16 protein-coding genes are annotated in these 14,876 nt (G+C 71.2%); 3 read left to right on the plus strand and 13 right to left on the minus strand.

Annotation, left to right across the window (positions count from 1 at the left end):
* The first annotated feature begins 35 nt into the window (after window positions 1–35).
* On the plus strand, window positions 36–1,106 hold the full coding sequence (locus ACFOYY_RS18240) for a DUF3866 family protein (RefSeq protein WP_352013078.1): 1,071 nt from the start codon (window positions 36–38) through the stop codon (window positions 1,104–1,106).
* Here the strand turns inward: ACFOYY_RS18240 and ACFOYY_RS18245 are convergent.
* The 8 genes from ACFOYY_RS18245 to ACFOYY_RS18280 form a co-directional block, all read right to left on the minus strand.
* On the minus strand, window positions 1,052–1,528 hold the full coding sequence (locus ACFOYY_RS18245; protein WP_386190440.1) for a DUF3291 domain-containing protein: 477 nt from the start codon (window positions 1,526–1,528) through the stop codon (window positions 1,052–1,054). The two genes, ACFOYY_RS18240 and ACFOYY_RS18245, sit on opposite strands and share 55 nt — an antisense overlap.
* Before the next feature lie 33 nt (window positions 1,529–1,561).
* On the minus strand, window positions 1,562–2,203 hold the full coding sequence (locus ACFOYY_RS18250) for a helix-turn-helix transcriptional regulator (protein ID WP_362777462.1): 642 nt from the start codon (window positions 2,201–2,203) through the stop codon (window positions 1,562–1,564).
* 151 nt (window positions 2,204–2,354) lie between these two features.
* Window positions 2,355–3,302, minus strand: coding sequence for an FKBP-type peptidyl-prolyl cis-trans isomerase (locus ACFOYY_RS18255; RefSeq protein ID WP_352013080.1), 948 nt, complete (start codon window positions 3,300–3,302; stop codon window positions 2,355–2,357).
* Between the two features lie 96 nt (window positions 3,303–3,398).
* Window positions 3,399–4,757, minus strand: a complete 1,359-nt coding sequence (gene pafA, locus ACFOYY_RS18260; RefSeq protein ID WP_352013081.1) for a Pup--protein ligase — start codon at window positions 4,755–4,757, stop codon at window positions 3,399–3,401.
* 179 nt (window positions 4,758–4,936) lie between these two features.
* A complete protein-coding gene (locus ACFOYY_RS18265; protein ID WP_362915835.1) occupies window positions 4,937–5,443 on the minus strand; it encodes a hypothetical protein in 507 nt (168 codons plus the stop codon).
* A gap of 118 nt (window positions 5,444–5,561) precedes the next feature.
* Complete coding sequence (prcA, locus tag ACFOYY_RS18270; protein ID WP_352013083.1) at window positions 5,562–6,353, minus strand: proteasome subunit alpha; 792 nt, start codon at window positions 6,351–6,353, stop codon at window positions 5,562–5,564.
* Window positions 6,354–6,372: 19 nt separating this feature from the next.
* Entirely contained in the window at window positions 6,373–7,221 is an 849-nt protein-coding gene (gene prcB / locus ACFOYY_RS18275) for a proteasome subunit beta (RefSeq protein WP_386190379.1), read from the minus strand.
* 557 nt (window positions 7,222–7,778) lie between these two features.
* Window positions 7,779–7,988 (minus strand): ubiquitin-like protein Pup, encoded by a 210-nt coding sequence (locus ACFOYY_RS18280; protein ID WP_352013084.1) that lies wholly within the window; start codon window positions 7,986–7,988, stop codon window positions 7,779–7,781.
* 214 nt (window positions 7,989–8,202) lie between these two features.
* Between ACFOYY_RS18280 and ACFOYY_RS18285 the strand changes: the two genes are divergently transcribed.
* Window positions 8,203–8,607, plus strand: coding sequence for a hypothetical protein (locus tag ACFOYY_RS18285; protein ID WP_352013085.1), 405 nt, complete (start codon window positions 8,203–8,205; stop codon window positions 8,605–8,607).
* Between the two features lie 67 nt (window positions 8,608–8,674).
* Window positions 8,675–9,469 (plus strand): serine/threonine-protein kinase, encoded by a 795-nt coding sequence (locus tag ACFOYY_RS18290; RefSeq protein WP_352013086.1) that lies wholly within the window; start codon window positions 8,675–8,677, stop codon window positions 9,467–9,469.
* A gap of 75 nt (window positions 9,470–9,544) precedes the next feature.
* Here the strand turns inward: ACFOYY_RS18290 and ACFOYY_RS18295 are convergent, their stop codons facing one another.
* From ACFOYY_RS18295 to ACFOYY_RS18315, 5 genes are read right to left on the minus strand one after another with little or no spacing between them, the layout of a single operon-like run.
* Window positions 9,545–10,864: a cobyrinate a,c-diamide synthase gene (locus ACFOYY_RS18295; RefSeq protein ID WP_386190380.1), complete on the minus strand. Its 1,320-nt coding sequence runs from the start codon at window positions 10,862–10,864 to the stop codon at window positions 9,545–9,547.
* Window positions 10,858–11,460 carry a cob(I)yrinic acid a,c-diamide adenosyltransferase gene (cobO, locus tag ACFOYY_RS18300; protein ID WP_352013234.1) on the minus strand — a complete coding sequence of 201 codons (603 nt, stop codon included), beginning with the start codon at window positions 11,458–11,460 and terminating at the stop codon, window positions 10,858–10,860. Before cobO ends, ACFOYY_RS18295 begins: the two co-directional genes overlap by 7 nt.
* A gap of 43 nt (window positions 11,461–11,503) precedes the next feature.
* Window positions 11,504–13,564 (minus strand): putative cobaltochelatase, encoded by a 2,061-nt coding sequence (locus ACFOYY_RS18305; RefSeq protein ID WP_386190381.1) that lies wholly within the window; start codon window positions 13,562–13,564, stop codon window positions 11,504–11,506.
* Window positions 13,561–14,124, minus strand: a complete 564-nt coding sequence (locus ACFOYY_RS18310) for a histidine phosphatase family protein (protein WP_352013089.1) — start codon at window positions 14,122–14,124, stop codon at window positions 13,561–13,563. Before ACFOYY_RS18310 ends, ACFOYY_RS18305 begins: the two co-directional genes overlap by 4 nt.
* A complete protein-coding gene (locus tag ACFOYY_RS18315; protein ID WP_352013090.1) occupies window positions 14,121–14,861 on the minus strand; it encodes a CbtA family protein in 741 nt (246 codons plus the stop codon). The genes ACFOYY_RS18310 and ACFOYY_RS18315 overlap by 4 nt, the downstream gene beginning before the upstream one ends.
* Window positions 14,862–14,876: the final 15 nt, after the last annotated feature.

Consider the following 14,876-nt stretch of genomic DNA (forward strand, 5'->3'; position numbering starts at 1 on the left):
ATGACTCTACGTCCAGGTGGCGCTACTCTTCCCCGGTGATCAGATGGCGCAGGGGCGAGGTCGCGCGTGTCCGGCGAGAGTGGTCGGGGGCGATGGAGATCGAGGTCTCCACCGAGGAGGGGGTCGTCCGCGCGCTGGCCTATCCCGCCCTGGTCGGGCGTCCTGAGCCGGGCGACACGGTCCTCCTCAACACGACCGCGCTCGCGATGGGTCTCGGTACGGGAGGTTACGCCATGGTGGTGGCTCTCCCGAACAGATTGCCGAAAGATCCACAGGGTCCCGGCCACCTGGTGAAGGCACGCTACACCCCCTTGCAGGCCACCGTGCTCGGCGCGGACGAGCAGGACTCGCCCTTCCACGAGGCGCTCCGCGAGGCCGACTCGCTGGACGGCATGCCGGTCGTGGTCGCCGACCTGCACTCGGCGCTGCCCGCGATCCTCTGCGGCCTCTACGGTTCCCGCCCCGGCGGGGCCCGGGTCGCCTACGTGATGCTCGACGGCGGCGCGCTGCCCGCCTGGTTCTCCATGTCCTGCGCCAGGCTCAGAGAGATCGGCTGGCTCGACGGGGTGGTCACGGTCGGCCAGGCGTTCGGCGGCGACGTGGAGGCCGTGACGCTGCACACGGGCCTGCTCGCGGCCCGCCACGTCATGGGCGCCGACGTGGCGGTCGTCACCCAGGGCCCCGGCAACCTGGGCACCGGCACCCGCTGGGGCTTCTCCGGCGTCTCGGCGGGCGAGGCGGTCAACGCGGCCTCCGTGCTGGACGGCAGGCCGGTCGCGGCGCTGCGGGTCAGCGAGGGCGACCTGCGTAAGCGCCACATCGGGGTATCCCACCACTCACTGACCGCCTACGGCAGGGTCGCCCTCGCCCCCGCCCAGGTGGTGGTGCCCGAGTTGCCCGGCGACTTCGGCAGCCGGGTCGCCGAGCAGTGCGCGCCGCTGGCCGTACGGCACGAGCTGGTCGGGGTCTCGGTCGAGGGGCTTTACGAGGCCCTCGCGGACTGCCCGGTCAGGCTGTCGACGATGGGCCGCGGGCTTGACGAGGACCTGGCCTACTTCCTGACCTCGGCGGCGGCGGGACGCCACGCGGCCTCGCTGCTCTCGTAGAACTGCTTGAAGGTGAAGGCCTCCGGCGTGGGGCCCTGCGCCTTGAGCAGGCCGAGGCGTTCCATGCCCTCCTCCAGCGTGGGCACGTGCCCGCGCGGAATCCACCACATCACCGAGTACGGCTCCGCGACGCGCTGGAACCACTCTCTGCGTCGCTGCAGGAAGCCCAGGTGGGCGCTGCGGTAGACGAAGTCCCACAGGCTGTCCCTGTCCTCCCACACGGAGAAGTTGATCAGCAGGTAGTCACCGTAGTCGTGATGGACGACGTCCTGAGGCCCGTCTCCTCCCTTGAGCCGCCACACATAGCCGGGGGCCTCCTCTGCGAGACGGTTGACGGGGTCGAGGGCCGCGACGAAGTCGGCGATCTCGGGGGATTCGAGGGGCGCGCGCAGATGACCGACGTTGAGCTGGGCGAGATGCATGCTCGTCAGCAAACCATCCACCGCCCTTCTATGTCAATCTTCATTGTTTTTAGAAAAGGCGACGCAGCACTCCCCAGGACGGGGGTCCAGCCTGGCCGTACGGTCCTCCTCTCCCAGGGCGTCGAGCAGCCCCCGGCACAGCGCCAGGTTCATCGAGCACACCAGCAGCGGCTGCTCCTGCGACAACACGTGGAAGGGACAGTTGCGCAACCGCAGCGCGCCGTCCTCCTCGTAGGGTTCGTATCCTCGTCCGCGCAGCGCCCCGGTCAGGTCCTCGCCCCGTTCCGCCAGCTTCGCGCCCGCCCGCCGCGCGACCTCGTCGGCCACCTCGTCCCCGCCGAGGCGGTCGACCGCCTCGGCCAGCATCGACGCCATGGAGCGGTAGTCCCTGGCCGGGACGCTGACCTGCCACTCCCCTCGCGCCCTGCGGTAGACCTTCGCCGGACGGCCGCTTCCCGGCCCCGTCCTGTCGGTCAGGCGCTTGAAACCCGCCTCCAGCAGGCCGGCCTCGACCAGCTTGTCGAGGTGGAAGGCCGCCAGGGTCCGTTGCACCCCGACCGCCTCCGCGGTCTCGTTGCGCCCCGCCTCACGCCCCAGGGAGGCCACATACTCGTAGACGGCCCGCCTCACGGGATCGTGCAGGGCCGCGACCGTGCCGAGGTCATCGCTGCTCACAGCCGGGATTCTAGGCGGTGTTCCTTTTGCGCCGCCTGACGGCGTCGCGGGGCTTGGGTGCCGGCACTCCTCACGTACGGCACCGGTACCGGTGACACGAAGGACCCGGCCACGCGGGTGCGTGACCGGGTCCCTTGAGCGCTCAAGCGGGTCAGTAGGCCTTGAGGACGTCCACCAGGAAGACCAGCGTGTCGGTCCCCTTGATCTTGTCGCCGGAGCCCTCCTTGCCGTAACCCAGGTCCGGCGGGATGCTCAGCAGCACCCGGCTGCCGACCGGGACGCCGACCAGGCCCTGGTCCCAGCCCTTGATGACCCGGCCGGTGCCGATCTGGAACATGATCGGCGCGCCACCGCGCGACCAGCTGCTGTCGAACTCCAGATCGGAACCCCAGATCTTGCCGACGTACTGGACCAGGATCGACTGGCCCGACTTGACCTCGGGACCGGTGCCCTTGATCACGGTCTTGGCGACCAGTTCCTTGGGGGCCTTCTCGTCGGTCTTGGTGGTCAGCTTGGGCGCGGCCTCCCCACCGGGGTTCTCGACCTTGATCCCCTTGAGGGTGGGGTCGGTCGCCTCGCCCTGGGCGGCCTTGCCCGCGGGGACGTCGATCACGTCGACCACGAAGACCTGCGACTGGCCCGCGGGCGCCTGGGCCTGCTGTTCCTTGGGCAGCGCGTCCTTGCCGACGACCGACAGGAACCTGCCTCCGCCCTTGGTCTCGGCGAAGCCCTTGCGCAGGATCTCGGGGATCTGCTCGTTGAGAGTGATCAGCTGCGGACCACCCTCGTCGTAGGTCGAGCCGACCAGCTTGTTCTGCTTGCCGTCCCAGGTGAAGACGGTGAGGTTGGCCACCACGCTGGCACCGTCCTTCGCGGGGGTGCCGACGGTTCCGGGCGTGAGCACCCGGTAGGAGGAGGCCTCCGTGACCTTCGCCGGGAACTCGACGGTCGGTTTGGTGTTCACCGCCCCGGTGACCTTCAGCTCGGGCGCCGTCCCGGCGGAGGTGGTGGCCTGTGCCCCCGACCCCCCTTCGGAGCCACAGGCGGCGGCGAACAACAGTGGCACTGCGGCCAGTACGGCCAGGCTGCGGCGGCGCATGAATATCCTTCTGAAAGACGTCAGGTTTGCGTCACACTACCCGTCAACACATACGGGCGTGCTAAGACCGCCGATGACCTTACCGAAGCATGACCGTCACATGCCCGCGATCAACTTGTCCACCCTTTCGTCCACGCTACGGAAGGGGTCCTTGCACAGCACCGTGCGCTGTGCCTGGTCGTTGAGCTTCAGGTGGACCCAGTCGACGGTGAAGTCGCGCCGCTTCTCCTGCGCCCTGCGGATGAACTCCCCGCGCAGCTTCGCCCTGGTGGTCTGCGGCGGCACCGACTTGGCCTCGAAGATCTTCAGGTCGGAGGCGACCCGCTCGACCGCGCCGCGCTTCTGCAGCAGGTAGAACAGGCCCCGGCGCCGGTGCACGTCGTGGTAGGCGAGGTCGAGCTGGGCGACCCTGGGGCTGGACAGCGGCAGGTCGTACTTCCTGCGGTAGCGCTCGATCAGCTGGTACTTGGTGACCCAGTCGATCTCCCTGGAGACCAGGTCCAGGTTTCCCGTCTCGACCGCGGTGAGCGTCCGCTCCCACAGCTCCAGCACCCGCTCGCTGATCTTGTCACCGCCCCTGCGGTCGACGAAGTCACGCGCCTTGGCGAGGTACTCCTGCTGGATCTCCAGCGAGGACGCCTCCCTGCCGTTGGCCAGGCGCACCCGCCGCCGCCCGGTCATGTCGTGGGAGACCTCCCTGATGGCCCGGATCGGGTTCTCCAGCGAAAGGTCGCGCATCACGGTGCCCGCCTCGATCATGCGCAGCACCAGGTCGGTCGCGCCGACCTTGAGCAGCATCGTCGTCTCGCTCATGTTGGAGTCACCGACGATGACGTGCAGGCGGCGGAAGCGCTCGGCGTCCGCGTGCGGCTCGTCACGGGTGTTGATGATCGGCCGGGAACGGGTCGTCGCGCTGGAGACGCCCTCCCAGATGTGCTCGGCCCGCTGGGAGACGCAGTAGACCGCGCCACGCGGGGTCTGCAGCACCTTGCCCGCGCCGCAGATGATCTGCCGGGTGACCAGGAAGGGAATGAGCACGTCCGCCAGGCGTCCGAACTCCCCGTGCCTGCCGACCAGGTAGTTCTCGTGGCAGCCGTAGGAGTTGCCGGCCGAGTCGGTGTTGTTCTTGAACAGGTAGATGTCCCCGGCGATGCCCTCCTCGCGCAGCCGCTTCTCCGCGTCGACGAGCAGGCCCTCCAGGATGCGCTCACCCGCCTTGTCATGGGTGACGAGCTCCACGACGTTGTCGCACTCGGGGGTTGCGTACTCCGGGTGGCTGCCGACATCGAGGTAGAGGCGCGCGCCGTTGCGCAGGAAGACGTTGCTCGACCGGCCCCAGGAGACGACTCTGCGGAATAGGTAACGCGCGACCTCGTCGGGCGACAGCCGCCGCTGTCCCCTGAACGTGCAGGTGACGCCGTACTCGTTCTCAAGCCCGAAGATGCGACGGTCCATTGCCTCACACTATTCGCCGAACCCCTCCTGCGGGAGGGATCAGTGGGGTTTTCGGTCGTATGGCTTATGCCCCCGGCGGGGATCGGCTAAGCGTGAGCGGGGCTCACGCCCGGTGAGGCGAGCGCGAGCCGTACGGAGATGATGGGGGCGCCGGTGCGGAGGGCCGCCCCGCGCCCGGCTCAGGGGGTGTAGATCTCCTGGACCTTGACGATCTGTCCCCGGTACACGGTGATCAGCGAGGGGCGGGTGCTCTTCGCCCTGGTCAGCAGGGCCTTCCTGGAGCACCGCTTGGCGCCCAGGCCCCCCTTGTCGACGGTGGTCCCGGTCATCTTCGCCGAGCAGCCGAAGGCGCTCAGGAAGACGACGTTCTTGGCGACGGGTGAGGCGTAGGCGGTCACATCCCCCTCGGGCGGACCGACGAAGTACCCCTCGGTGTACTTGTCCCTCTTCCACTTGATCGGCTTGTACTCCACCTGGGTACGTCCGACGTGGGTGATCCAGCCGCGCAGGATGCCGTCCTTACGGGAGCTGATGTGCTTGGTGAAGTCGTGGCCCGGATCGCTCTGGAAGGTGGTCCCGAAGATCTTCGGCTTGGGGAAGTTCGGAATCGCCGCGGCCTCGGCGGGGATCGCGCCGCCCAGGGCGACGGAGAGGGCGGCGGCCACGGCCAGCATGGAGCGTTTCATGCCCGTTACGACGACCACCGTGTGGGCCGGGTTCGCCGGGAGGACAGTGATCCACATCACAGCGGAGCGCCGTGCCCCACACGGGACACGGCGCTCTCACCACAGCCGGGACGGCCCGTCAGCCGTTGGAGCCGGTGTCGATGTCGCCCTCGGGCGCGGTCGGCGGCAGATCGGAGGCCTGCGCCGTACCGGACTCCGCCTCGGACGCGGCGTCCTGGGGCCGTCCCTCGGCGAGCGCCTGCTCCAGACGCGGACCGTTCAGGCGCAGGAACTTGCGGTGCGGCCGGTTGCGGTCGAGCACCGCGACCTCGAGCTGACCGGCCGGAGGACGCTCGCCGCCCGGCTCGGTGAGCGCGAACAGCGCCGCCTCAAGGGCCTCGGCCAGCGGCATGCCCTCGCGGTAGCGCTCCTTGAGCCTGCCCGCGACCGCCTCCGCCTGACCGCCCATCGCCACCAGGCCGGTCTCGTCGAAGACCGAGCCGTCGAAGGTGAGGCGGTAGATGTGGTCCTCCTCCGCGCTGTCACCGACCTCGGCGACCACGATCTCGACCTCGAAGGGCTTGGGCGACTCGGTGAAGATCTGACCGAGGTTCTGCGCGTAGAGGTTGGCCAGTCCGCGCGCGGTGACGTCGTCCCTGGCGTAGTTGTAGCCGTTGATGTCGGCGTAACGGATGCCGCCGAGGCGCAGAGCCTCGAACTCGTTGTAGCGGCCGACCGCGGCGAACCCGATCTTGTCGTAGATCTCGCTGATCTTGTGCAGGGCCCGGGAGGGGTTGGGGGCGACGAACAGGATGCCGTGCTCGTACTGCAGGACGACGACGCTGCGGCCTCGCGCGATCCCCTTACGCGCGTAGTCCGCCTTGTCCCGCATCTGCTGCTCGGGCGAGACATATCCAAAGGGTATGGACACCTGGGGTGATCCTCTCGTGTTAGCGCAGCGGGGCGACGGGGCCGTCGGGGGAGCTCATGCGCCCTTCGAGGACTGTCTGGACGTGGGCGCCGACCTCCTCGTCGGACAGACGGCGGAAGCCGTCGGCGGTGATCTGCGCTACGACGGGCCAGATCTTGCGGGTGACGTCGGGGCCGCCGGTCGCCGAGTCGTCGTCGGCCGCGTCGTACAGCGCGTTGACGAGCGCCCGCACGACCTCCTCCGGCGAGGAGTTCTCCCGGTAGAGCTTCTTCAGCGAACCACGCGCGAAGATCGATCCCGAGCCGATCGCGTGGTGCTGGTGCTGCTCGTACGGCCCGCCGCCGACGTCGTATCCGAAGATCCGCCCGCCGTCGATCTCCGGGTCGTAGGCGGCGAACAACGGCACGACGGCCAGGCCCTGCATCGCCATGCCGAGGTTGCCGCGGATCATCGTGGCCAGGCGGTTGGCCTTCCCGGCGACGGAGAGCGTCCTGCCCTCCATCTTCTCGTAGTGCTCCAGCTCGACCCGGTAGAGGCGGGCCATCTCAAGACCGGTGCTGGCCGCCCCGGCGATGCCCATGCACGAGAAGTCGTCGGTGCGGAACACCTTCTCCATGTCCCGCTGGGAGATGATGTTCCCCGAGGTCGCCCTGCGGTCACCGGCCATCACCACACCGCCCGCGCAGGTCGCGGCGACGATCGTGGTCGCATGCGGGACGTGGTCTCCTACCGGGGCCGCCAGGGTCTCGTTTCTGCCGGGCAACAAGTCCGGCGCGTAGGAGCCGACGAACTCGGTGAACGAGGAAATGCCGCTGTTCGTGAAGATGTGATTCACCATGCCGGCGGGCAGGTCCCTGTGCGATCCCACGCGACTCCCTCCAAAGGTGCGGTCCTATAAGGCCCGACCTTACTCATCTTGTCGTGCTGCATGCACTTCCCTGGATCAGCTCAGCGCGAACCCTCTCCGGGAGCGTCTTCGAATCTTTACATCCGCGCGGGCGCCGCGTTCCGCGCCCACGCGCGGGGGTCTCCTGCCCGGCTCTCCGCACGGACGGGAGGGCCCTTCGGGCGGCCGGAGAACCCAGAAAAAAGGGGACGGGTGGCTGTTTCGTCTCACCCGTCCGCCCGCGCCGGTCCGCGCCGTCAGGGCGCGGCGGGACCGGCGACGGCCGATCGGCCTGTCGTCGCACGGCCCGGCCGTACCCTGAGCCGGTCCGCCTCTCGTCTTCCCACGTTCACCAACGCCGTCGAACCACCCGGGGGGCCGGTGCCGCCGCGCGCGGCCTCACCCCGCTCTGCCCCGGGCCCGTCTGACTTCCCCTCTCGTCTCCGGACGCTCACCCCGGAGGCGCCGATCCCGGGCTCTCACCCGCGAAGCCGCCGCCTCCGGACTTCCGCCTCCGGACCGCGGACGCGGACGACCGGCTACTGGCCGCCCTTCTGGACGTAGGACCTGACGAACTCCTCCGCGTTCTCCTCAAGCACCTCGTCGATCTCGTCGAGAATGGCGTCGACGTCGTCGGAGAGCTTCTCGTGGCGGTCCTGGACGTCGGTGGAGTCGGCCTGCGCGGTCTCCTCGACCTCCTTGTCGGTCCGCCCGGTCTGCTTCTGGCCTCCGGTGTCCTTGCTAGCCATCTGTGGCACCTCCACATGGGGGACGTCGTTGTCCCATATCTTCCCCGAACCGGCGGACATTTCGCGTGGATCGTCCTCGATCTTTACGAGGACCGCGAACTCCCCGGACTCGCCCCAAGACAACCCTCCCGAAGCCTCCGGCGGCAAATCCCACTTGACTAGATAGCTACTCTATCCAATGATGGGCCGACATCGGCCTTCCAGAAGGAGCCCAATGCCCCCCGAGACGCTGAGCACCGCCGGAGTGCTCCTGATCACCGTGCCCACCATCGCCTTCGGCGGGCTCATGCTGCTGACGCACATCATGCGCAACGTCCCCGGCTACCTCGACAACCCCGTACGGCAGAACCTGTGGCGAGCCGGGCACGCCCACGCCGGCGTCCTGGTCCTGTTCTCGCTCGTCGCGCTGTTCTACATCGACCAGACCCACTGGGGAGAGGGCCTCCAGAGGCTGACCAGGCTCCTGATCGTCTCGTCACCGATCCTGATGCCGCTCGGCTTCTTCCTGTCGGTCGTACGCCCGTCGGACACCAAGCCGAACAAGCTGATCTGGCTCACGGTCCTCGGCGGCGTGTTCCTCGCCGCGGGCACGTTGCTGCTCGGCATCGGCCTGATCTGAGGCCGCTCCGGCGAGTCAGGACCGTTCCGAGTAGGCCAACCCGGTGTAAAACTGCGATCATTGGACCGTGAGCACCATCGTCGCCAGCCGTTACAAGCTTCACTCCCCCGTAGGCCGGGGTGCGACGGGCGTGGTATGGCGCGCCTACGACCTGTTACTCGAACGGAAGGTGGCGCTCAAGGAGATCGCCCTGCCACCGGGTCCGGCCGCGGCCGAGCAGCGGCGGCGGGTGGTGCGCGAGGCCCGGATGGCCGCCAGGCTCAGCCATCGGGGCATCGTGACGGTCCACAACCTGGCCGAGGAGGCCGAACGACTCTGGATCGTCATGGAGTTCCTCGAAGCCCTCACCCTGCACGACACGCTCGTCCAGGCGGGGCCGCTCCCGGTCGACCTGGTGGCGGGGATGGGCCGCAGGCTGCTCGACGCGCTGCGGCACGCGCACGACGGCGGCGTGATCCACCGTGACATCAAGCCCGCCAACATCATGCTGACGGGCGACCGGGTGGTGCTCGCGGACTTCGGCTTCGCCGCCCCCGAGGGCACCGCGGGCAACTCGATGCGCGGCACCCCGGCCTTCATCGCCCCGGAGACCCTGCACGGCCGGGGCGGCACCCGCGAGGCGGACATGTGGTCCTTCGGGGCGACCCTCTACATGGCCGTCGAGGGCAGGACCCCGTTCAGGACGGTCAACTCGATGCCCGCGCTGGTCGAGGCGCTGCGCGAGCCCGCGCGAGCCCCGCAGCGGGCGGGCGCGCTCGAACCCGTCCTGCGCGGGCTGCTGCGCAAGGACCCCAGGGCGCGCCTGAGCGCCGAGCAGACCTCGGCCATGCTGGCCAAGGTCCGCTGCTTCAGCGCCGCCTGAACCGTTTTCCGTCGTCCGCCATGAGACCCGCCCTGCGCGGGTCCCATGGCGTCGTGCTTTCCAGAGCCGACGCCTTTACGATGTAGATCGGATACAGGCCTCGACGAACCGGGTGGCCAGCCGGGGGGTGCCCGCCCAGTGCAGGTGGAGGTAGGAGGCCACGACCGGGCCGGAGGCGAACCCGTCCGCCCCTCCCCTCCAGCGGAACAGCGGCCTTCCCGGCGCGGGGTCGACGGCGGTGCGGTGGAACTCGTGCCCCCGGTAGCGCTCCCCCGCCCGGGTCAGCACCGAGTCCTCGACCGCGACCGCGTCGCGGTAGCCCAGGGTGAGGGTCCCCGTCATCCTGGCCTCCAGGTCGAAGACCCCGCACATGGGCCTGCCGTCCAGCCGCCTGGCGAGATACAGCAGACCGGCGCACTCGGCGGAGATCGGCCCGCCGAACGCGGCGACCTCCCTGCGCAGCGGCTCGTTCGCCGACAGCTCGGCGGCGTAGACCTCGGGGAAGCCCCCTCCGATGACGACGCCGCCCGTCCCCTGGGGCAGGGCCTCGTCCGCCAGCGGGTCGAAGGGGACGACCTCGGCCCCCGCCGCCGCCAGCAGCTCCGCCTGCTCGGTGTACCCGAAGGTGAACGCCTGCCCTGCGGCGACCGCGACTCTCTTGGTCGCCGGTACGGCGGGCCCCGGGCTCCACGGCCGCGCGGACAGGGCGGGGGCGGTGCGGGCGAGCCGCAACAGTTCCTCCAGGTCGCACGAGGCGGCGACCAGGTCGGCGACGGCGTCCATGGCACCGGCCGCCTGCGTGGCGCGTTCGGCCGCGGGGACCAGGCCGAGATGGCGGGAGGGGGTGGTCACGAGGTCGCTGCGGTGGATCGCGCCGAACACCGGGACGCCGCTCTCGGCCAGGACCGCGCGGCACAGCTCCTCGTGCCTGGCGGAGCCGACCCGGTTGAGGATCACCCCGCCGAGGCGAATCCGGGTGTCGTAGGAGGCGAAACCGTGCACGAGCGCCGCGACCGACCGGCTCTGCCTGGCCGCGTCGACCACCAGGACGACCGGGGCCTGCAGCAGCCTGGCGACGTGCGCGGTCGAGGCGAACTCGCTCGTGCCCGCCCCGTCGTACAGGCCCATCACCCCCTCGACCACCGCCAGGTCGGCCCCGGCGGCGCCGTGCAGGAACAGCGGGGCGATCAGCTCCTCACCGACGAGCCACGGGTCGAGGTTGCGTCCGGGACGGCCGGTGGCCAGGGCGTGGTAGCCCGGGTCGATGTAGTCGGGCCCCACCTTGTGCGGGGAGACCCGGGTGCCTCTCCGGGTGAGCGCGGCCATCAGCCCGGTCGCGACCGTGGTCTTCCCCGCACCGGACGCGGGGGCCGCGATCACCAGCCGGGCTACCATTCGATGCCCTTCTGCCCCTTCTGCCCGGCGTCCATGGGGTGCTTGACCTTGCCCATCTCCGTCACCAGATCGGCGGCGGCGACCAGGCGGGGGTCGGCGTCCCGCCCGGTGACGACGACGTGCTGGCCGTCGGGGCGGGAGGTGAGCGTGGCGACGACCTCGTCGACGTCGATCCAGCCCCACTTCATCGGATAGGTGAACTCGTCGAGGACGTACAGCCGGAAGGTCCGCGCGGCCAGGTCACGCTTGATCTGCTCCCAGCCCTCCCTGGCGTCCGCGGCGTGGTCCTCCTCGGCGCCCGGCCGCTGGATCCAGGACCACCCCTCCCCCATCTTGTGCCAGGACACCGTGCCGCCCTCACCGGACTCACCCAGCACCCGTAGCGCCCGCTCCTCGCCGATGCGCCACTTGGCGGACTTGACGAACTGGAACACGCCGATCGGCCAGCCCTGGTTCCAGGCCCGCAACGCCAGGCCGAAGGCCGCAGTCGACTTGCCCTTGCCCGGCCCGGTGTGGACGATCAGCAACGGCCGGGTGCGGCGCTGCCTGGTGGTCAGCCCGTCGTCGGGCACGCTGACCGGTTTCCCCTGGGGCATCGTCATCAGCCTTTCGTTCTCGTACGGCTCGCGGGAGCGGTTCTCACGCGGCGGCCCGCCTGTCACGGACCACTCCGGCGAGGTCGGTGAGGTCGTCGAGGCGCACGGCCCGCGCGCCCATCCGCCGGGCCAGGGACGCGGCCAGCCCGAGGCGGATGTGCCCCGTCTCGCAGTCGACCACGACCGTGGCGACCCCGGCCAGCAGCGCCGCCGCCCTGTGGGCCTCCTCGACGGTGCCGGAGGTCGCCCGCCCGTCGGTCACCAGGACCAGCAGCGGGCGCCGGGACGGGTCACGCAGGCGCTCGACCCGCAGGACCTCGGCCGCGCGCAGCAGCCCCGCCGCCAGCGGGGTTCGCCCACCGGTCGGCAGCTCGCGCAGCCGGGCGGCCCCCGCCTCGACCGAGGAGGTCGGCGGCAGCACCAGGTCGGCGCGGGTGCCCCGGAAGGTGACCAGGCCTACCTTGTCACGGCGCTGGTAGGCGTCGAGAAGCAGGCCGAGCACGGCGCCCTTGACCGCGCGCATGCGCCGCCTGGCCGCCATGGATCCGCTGGCGTCCACGACGAACAGCACCAGGTTGCCCTCCCTGCCCTCGCGCGCGGCCTCCCTGAGGTCCTCGCGCCGCAGCAGCAGGCCGGGCCCGTTCCTGCCCCGTCCCACCTGGTACGGCGCGGCGGCCTCGACGGTCGCCCGCAGGTGCAGGGAGGCGGGCCGTCCCCCCGGGACCCTGGCCCCGGTCACCCTGCCCAGCGGGGTCGCGGCCCTGGACCTGCGGCCCGGGGCCCCGGCGCCGAGACCGGGCACGGTGAACAGCCTGGCGCGCCTCGCGGGGTCGGCCTCGGCGACCCGGTCGTCTCCCGTCCGCCCGGTCGCGGCGTCTCCCCCGGCGGGCGCGGGGACGCCCTCCCGGTTCGCCGGTTCGGCCGGCTCCGTCCCCGGGACGTCCTCGCCGGAACCACCGGGGCCGCTCCCCGGGCTGTCCGGGCCTCCTCCGGGACCGCCCTCGGGACCGTCGCCGGGACCGCCCTCCGGACCGTCACCGGGGTCGTCCGGCTCCTCCGGGTCCTCGGGCGTCTGGTCGAGGAGTTCGTCCAGCCTGGCCTCGTCCAGGCCCGGCGCGTCGAAGGGGTCGCGGCGGCGGCGGTGCGGGAGGGCGAGCCTGGCGGCCTCGCGGACGTCCTCGGCCGTCACGGTCGTCCCGCCCCGCCACGCGGCGTGCGCGATGGCCGCCCGCGCGGTGACCAGGTCGGCCCGCAGGCCGTCGACCTCGAAGGCGGCGCAGACCGTGGCGATGCTCCGCAGCGCGGAGTCCGGCAGGGTGACCTCGGCGACCCTGGCCCTGGCTTCGGCGACACGCGTGGCCAGTTCCCGTTCCCGCGCCTGCCACGAGGCGGCGAAGGCGACCGGGTCGGCCTCGAAGGCCAGGCGCCGCCGGACCACCTCGGCCCGCTGGGACACCTCCCGCGACGCCCTGACCTCCACGGTCAGCCCGAACCTGTCGAGGAGCTGGGGACGTAGCTCCCCCTCCTCCGGGTTCATGGTCCCCACCAGCAGGAACCTGGCGGCGTGCCGTACCGAGACGCCCTCGCGTTCGACGTAACAGGTGCCGAGCGCGGCGGCGTCGAGCAGCAGGTCCACCAGGTGGTCGTGCAGGAGGTTGACCTCGTCGACGTAGAGGACGCCCCGGTGCGCGTCGGCGAGCAGGCCGGGCTCGAAGGCCTTCACCCCCTCGGTGAGCGCCCGTTCCAGGTCGAGTGAGCCCGCGAGGCGATCCTCTGAGGCGCCGACCGGCAGCTCGACGAGCCTGGCGGGCCGTACGGTGCCGGGGGCGGCCTCGTGCGGGCCGTCCGGGCAGCCGGGGTCCGGGGCGGCGGGGTCACAGGAGAAGCGGCAGCCACGCACCACCTCGACGGGCGGGAGCAGCGCCGCGAGCGCCCGCACGATCGTGGACTTGGCCGTGCCCTTCTCCCCTCTGACCAGGACTCCGCCGACACCGGGGGAGACGGCGTTCAGGATCAGGGCGAGCTTGAGGTCCTCCGACCCCACGATCGCGGTGAAGGGATAGCGCGGGTCGCGCACCTTGACTGCCTCCTCGGCTCTCGTCATACGGGGTAACTCAGCCGCCAGCGTCCGCCCCGCCCGGTGAGCGTCACCAGGGCGAGGGGCGCGACGTCGACGCGCCAGAAGGCATGGGCCGGGGCGCCGAGGGCGTGCACGACCGCGGCCCTGACCACCGGGGCGTGGGTGACGGCGACCGTCCGCCCCGGGCCGAGGACCGCGAGCCAGGCCGCGACCCGGCCGACGAGTCCGGTGATCGGCTCCCCGCCGTGGGGGGCCGCCGCCGGGTCGGTGAGCCAGGCCGCGAGTCCTTCGGGATCGGCCGCCTCGACCTCGGCCAGCGTCATGCCGCGCCAGCGCCCGTAGTCGCAGTCGGCGAGCGACGGCTCCGGCCCGGCACGCAGGCCGAGCGCCTCGGCCGTCTGCGCGCAACGCAGCTCGGCTCCGCGGACGGCCCGGCCCGGACCGATCCGCGGGGCCAGCGCCCGGGCGCGGCGCAGGCCGTTCCCGTCGAGCGGCTCGTCTCCGGGAAAGGCCGCCCGTGCCGTCGCCCGTGTCGAGGCGTGACAGACCAGCAGCAGGCGCGCGACCCCCGAGGGGGCCGTCACGCCGGGCTGCGCCTGCGCGCGGCGAAGGCGAACAGGGCTCCTACGCCCAGCCAGAACACCGCCTGTGTCCCGAGGGAGGCCAGGCGGAAGTCCCACAGGAGACCGGCGGGGAACCCCTCGGGCACCTCGTCGATCCCGGGCAGCAGGATCCAGGCCGCCGCGACCGGCACCAGCAGCGCCGCGCCGCCCGCGAGCCAGCGCGGCCACGCCTCCTCGGAGGAGACGTAGCGGTGCGCGGCCGCCGCGGCGCCGACGGAGAGGATGCCGATGGCGACGGCGACCAGGTAGAGCACCGTGCGCTGGTTGATCGTCTCCGGGTCACCGACGGCCGGTGGGTTGGCGGGATATTTCACGAAAGGGATAAGGACGATCGCGACGAACGCCGCCGCCGCGAGGGAGACCGCCAGCAGCGGTTCCGATCTCGGGCCGACCCGGCCGCGCACCCCCGCGTACACGAGGGCGAACAGGCCCCCGAGAGCCAGGCCGTACAGGGCCAGGGCGAGGAAGAGGCCGAAGCGCTGGCCGTTCCTGCTGACCGGCGCCTCCTCCCCGTGGGAGTGGGCGGGCTCGGCCGCCTCGTGACTGTGGGCACCGGTACCGGAGGAGGCCGCCGCGGCCTCCTCCAGCGCGATGGCCCGCTCGACGCGGGGTTCGCCCACCGTGTAGGCGAACACCCCGGCGAGCAGTCCTGCGAGAAGGCCGACGAGCATGCCTCTGACGATGAGTTTGGTGATCACGTGTGGCTCGGTGCG

Source organism: Streptosporangium jomthongense (assembly GCF_042650425.1).
GTDB lineage: Bacteria > Actinomycetota > Actinomycetes > Streptosporangiales > Streptosporangiaceae > Streptosporangium.

Coding starts and splice junctions, on each gene's coding strand:
- ACFOYY_RS18245 (WP_386190440.1), bottom strand. CDS start 1,528: ATGCATCTCGCCCAGCTCAACGTCGGTCATCTGCGCGCGCCCCTCGAA.
- ACFOYY_RS18255 (WP_352013080.1), bottom strand. CDS start 3,302: ATGCGCCGCCGCAGCCTGGCCGTACTGGCCGCAGTGCCACTGTTGTTC.
- pafA (WP_352013081.1), bottom strand. CDS start 4,757: ATGGACCGTCGCATCTTCGGGCTTGAGAACGAGTACGGCGTCACCTGC.
- ACFOYY_RS18265 (WP_362915835.1), bottom strand. CDS start 5,443: ATGAAACGCTCCATGCTGGCCGTGGCCGCCGCCCTCTCCGTCGCCCTG.
- ACFOYY_RS18280 (WP_352013084.1), bottom strand. CDS start 7,988: ATGGCTAGCAAGGACACCGGAGGCCAGAAGCAGACCGGGCGGACCGAC.
- ACFOYY_RS18285 (WP_352013085.1), top strand. CDS start 8,203: ATGCCCCCCGAGACGCTGAGCACCGCCGGAGTGCTCCTGATCACCGTG.
- ACFOYY_RS18295 (WP_386190380.1), bottom strand. CDS start 10,864: ATGGTAGCCCGGCTGGTGATCGCGGCCCCCGCGTCCGGTGCGGGGAAG.
- cobO (WP_352013234.1), bottom strand. CDS start 11,460: ATGCCCCAGGGGAAACCGGTCAGCGTGCCCGACGACGGGCTGACCACC.
- ACFOYY_RS18305 (WP_386190381.1), bottom strand. CDS start 13,564: ATGACGAGAGCCGAGGAGGCAGTCAAGGTGCGCGACCCGCGCTATCCC.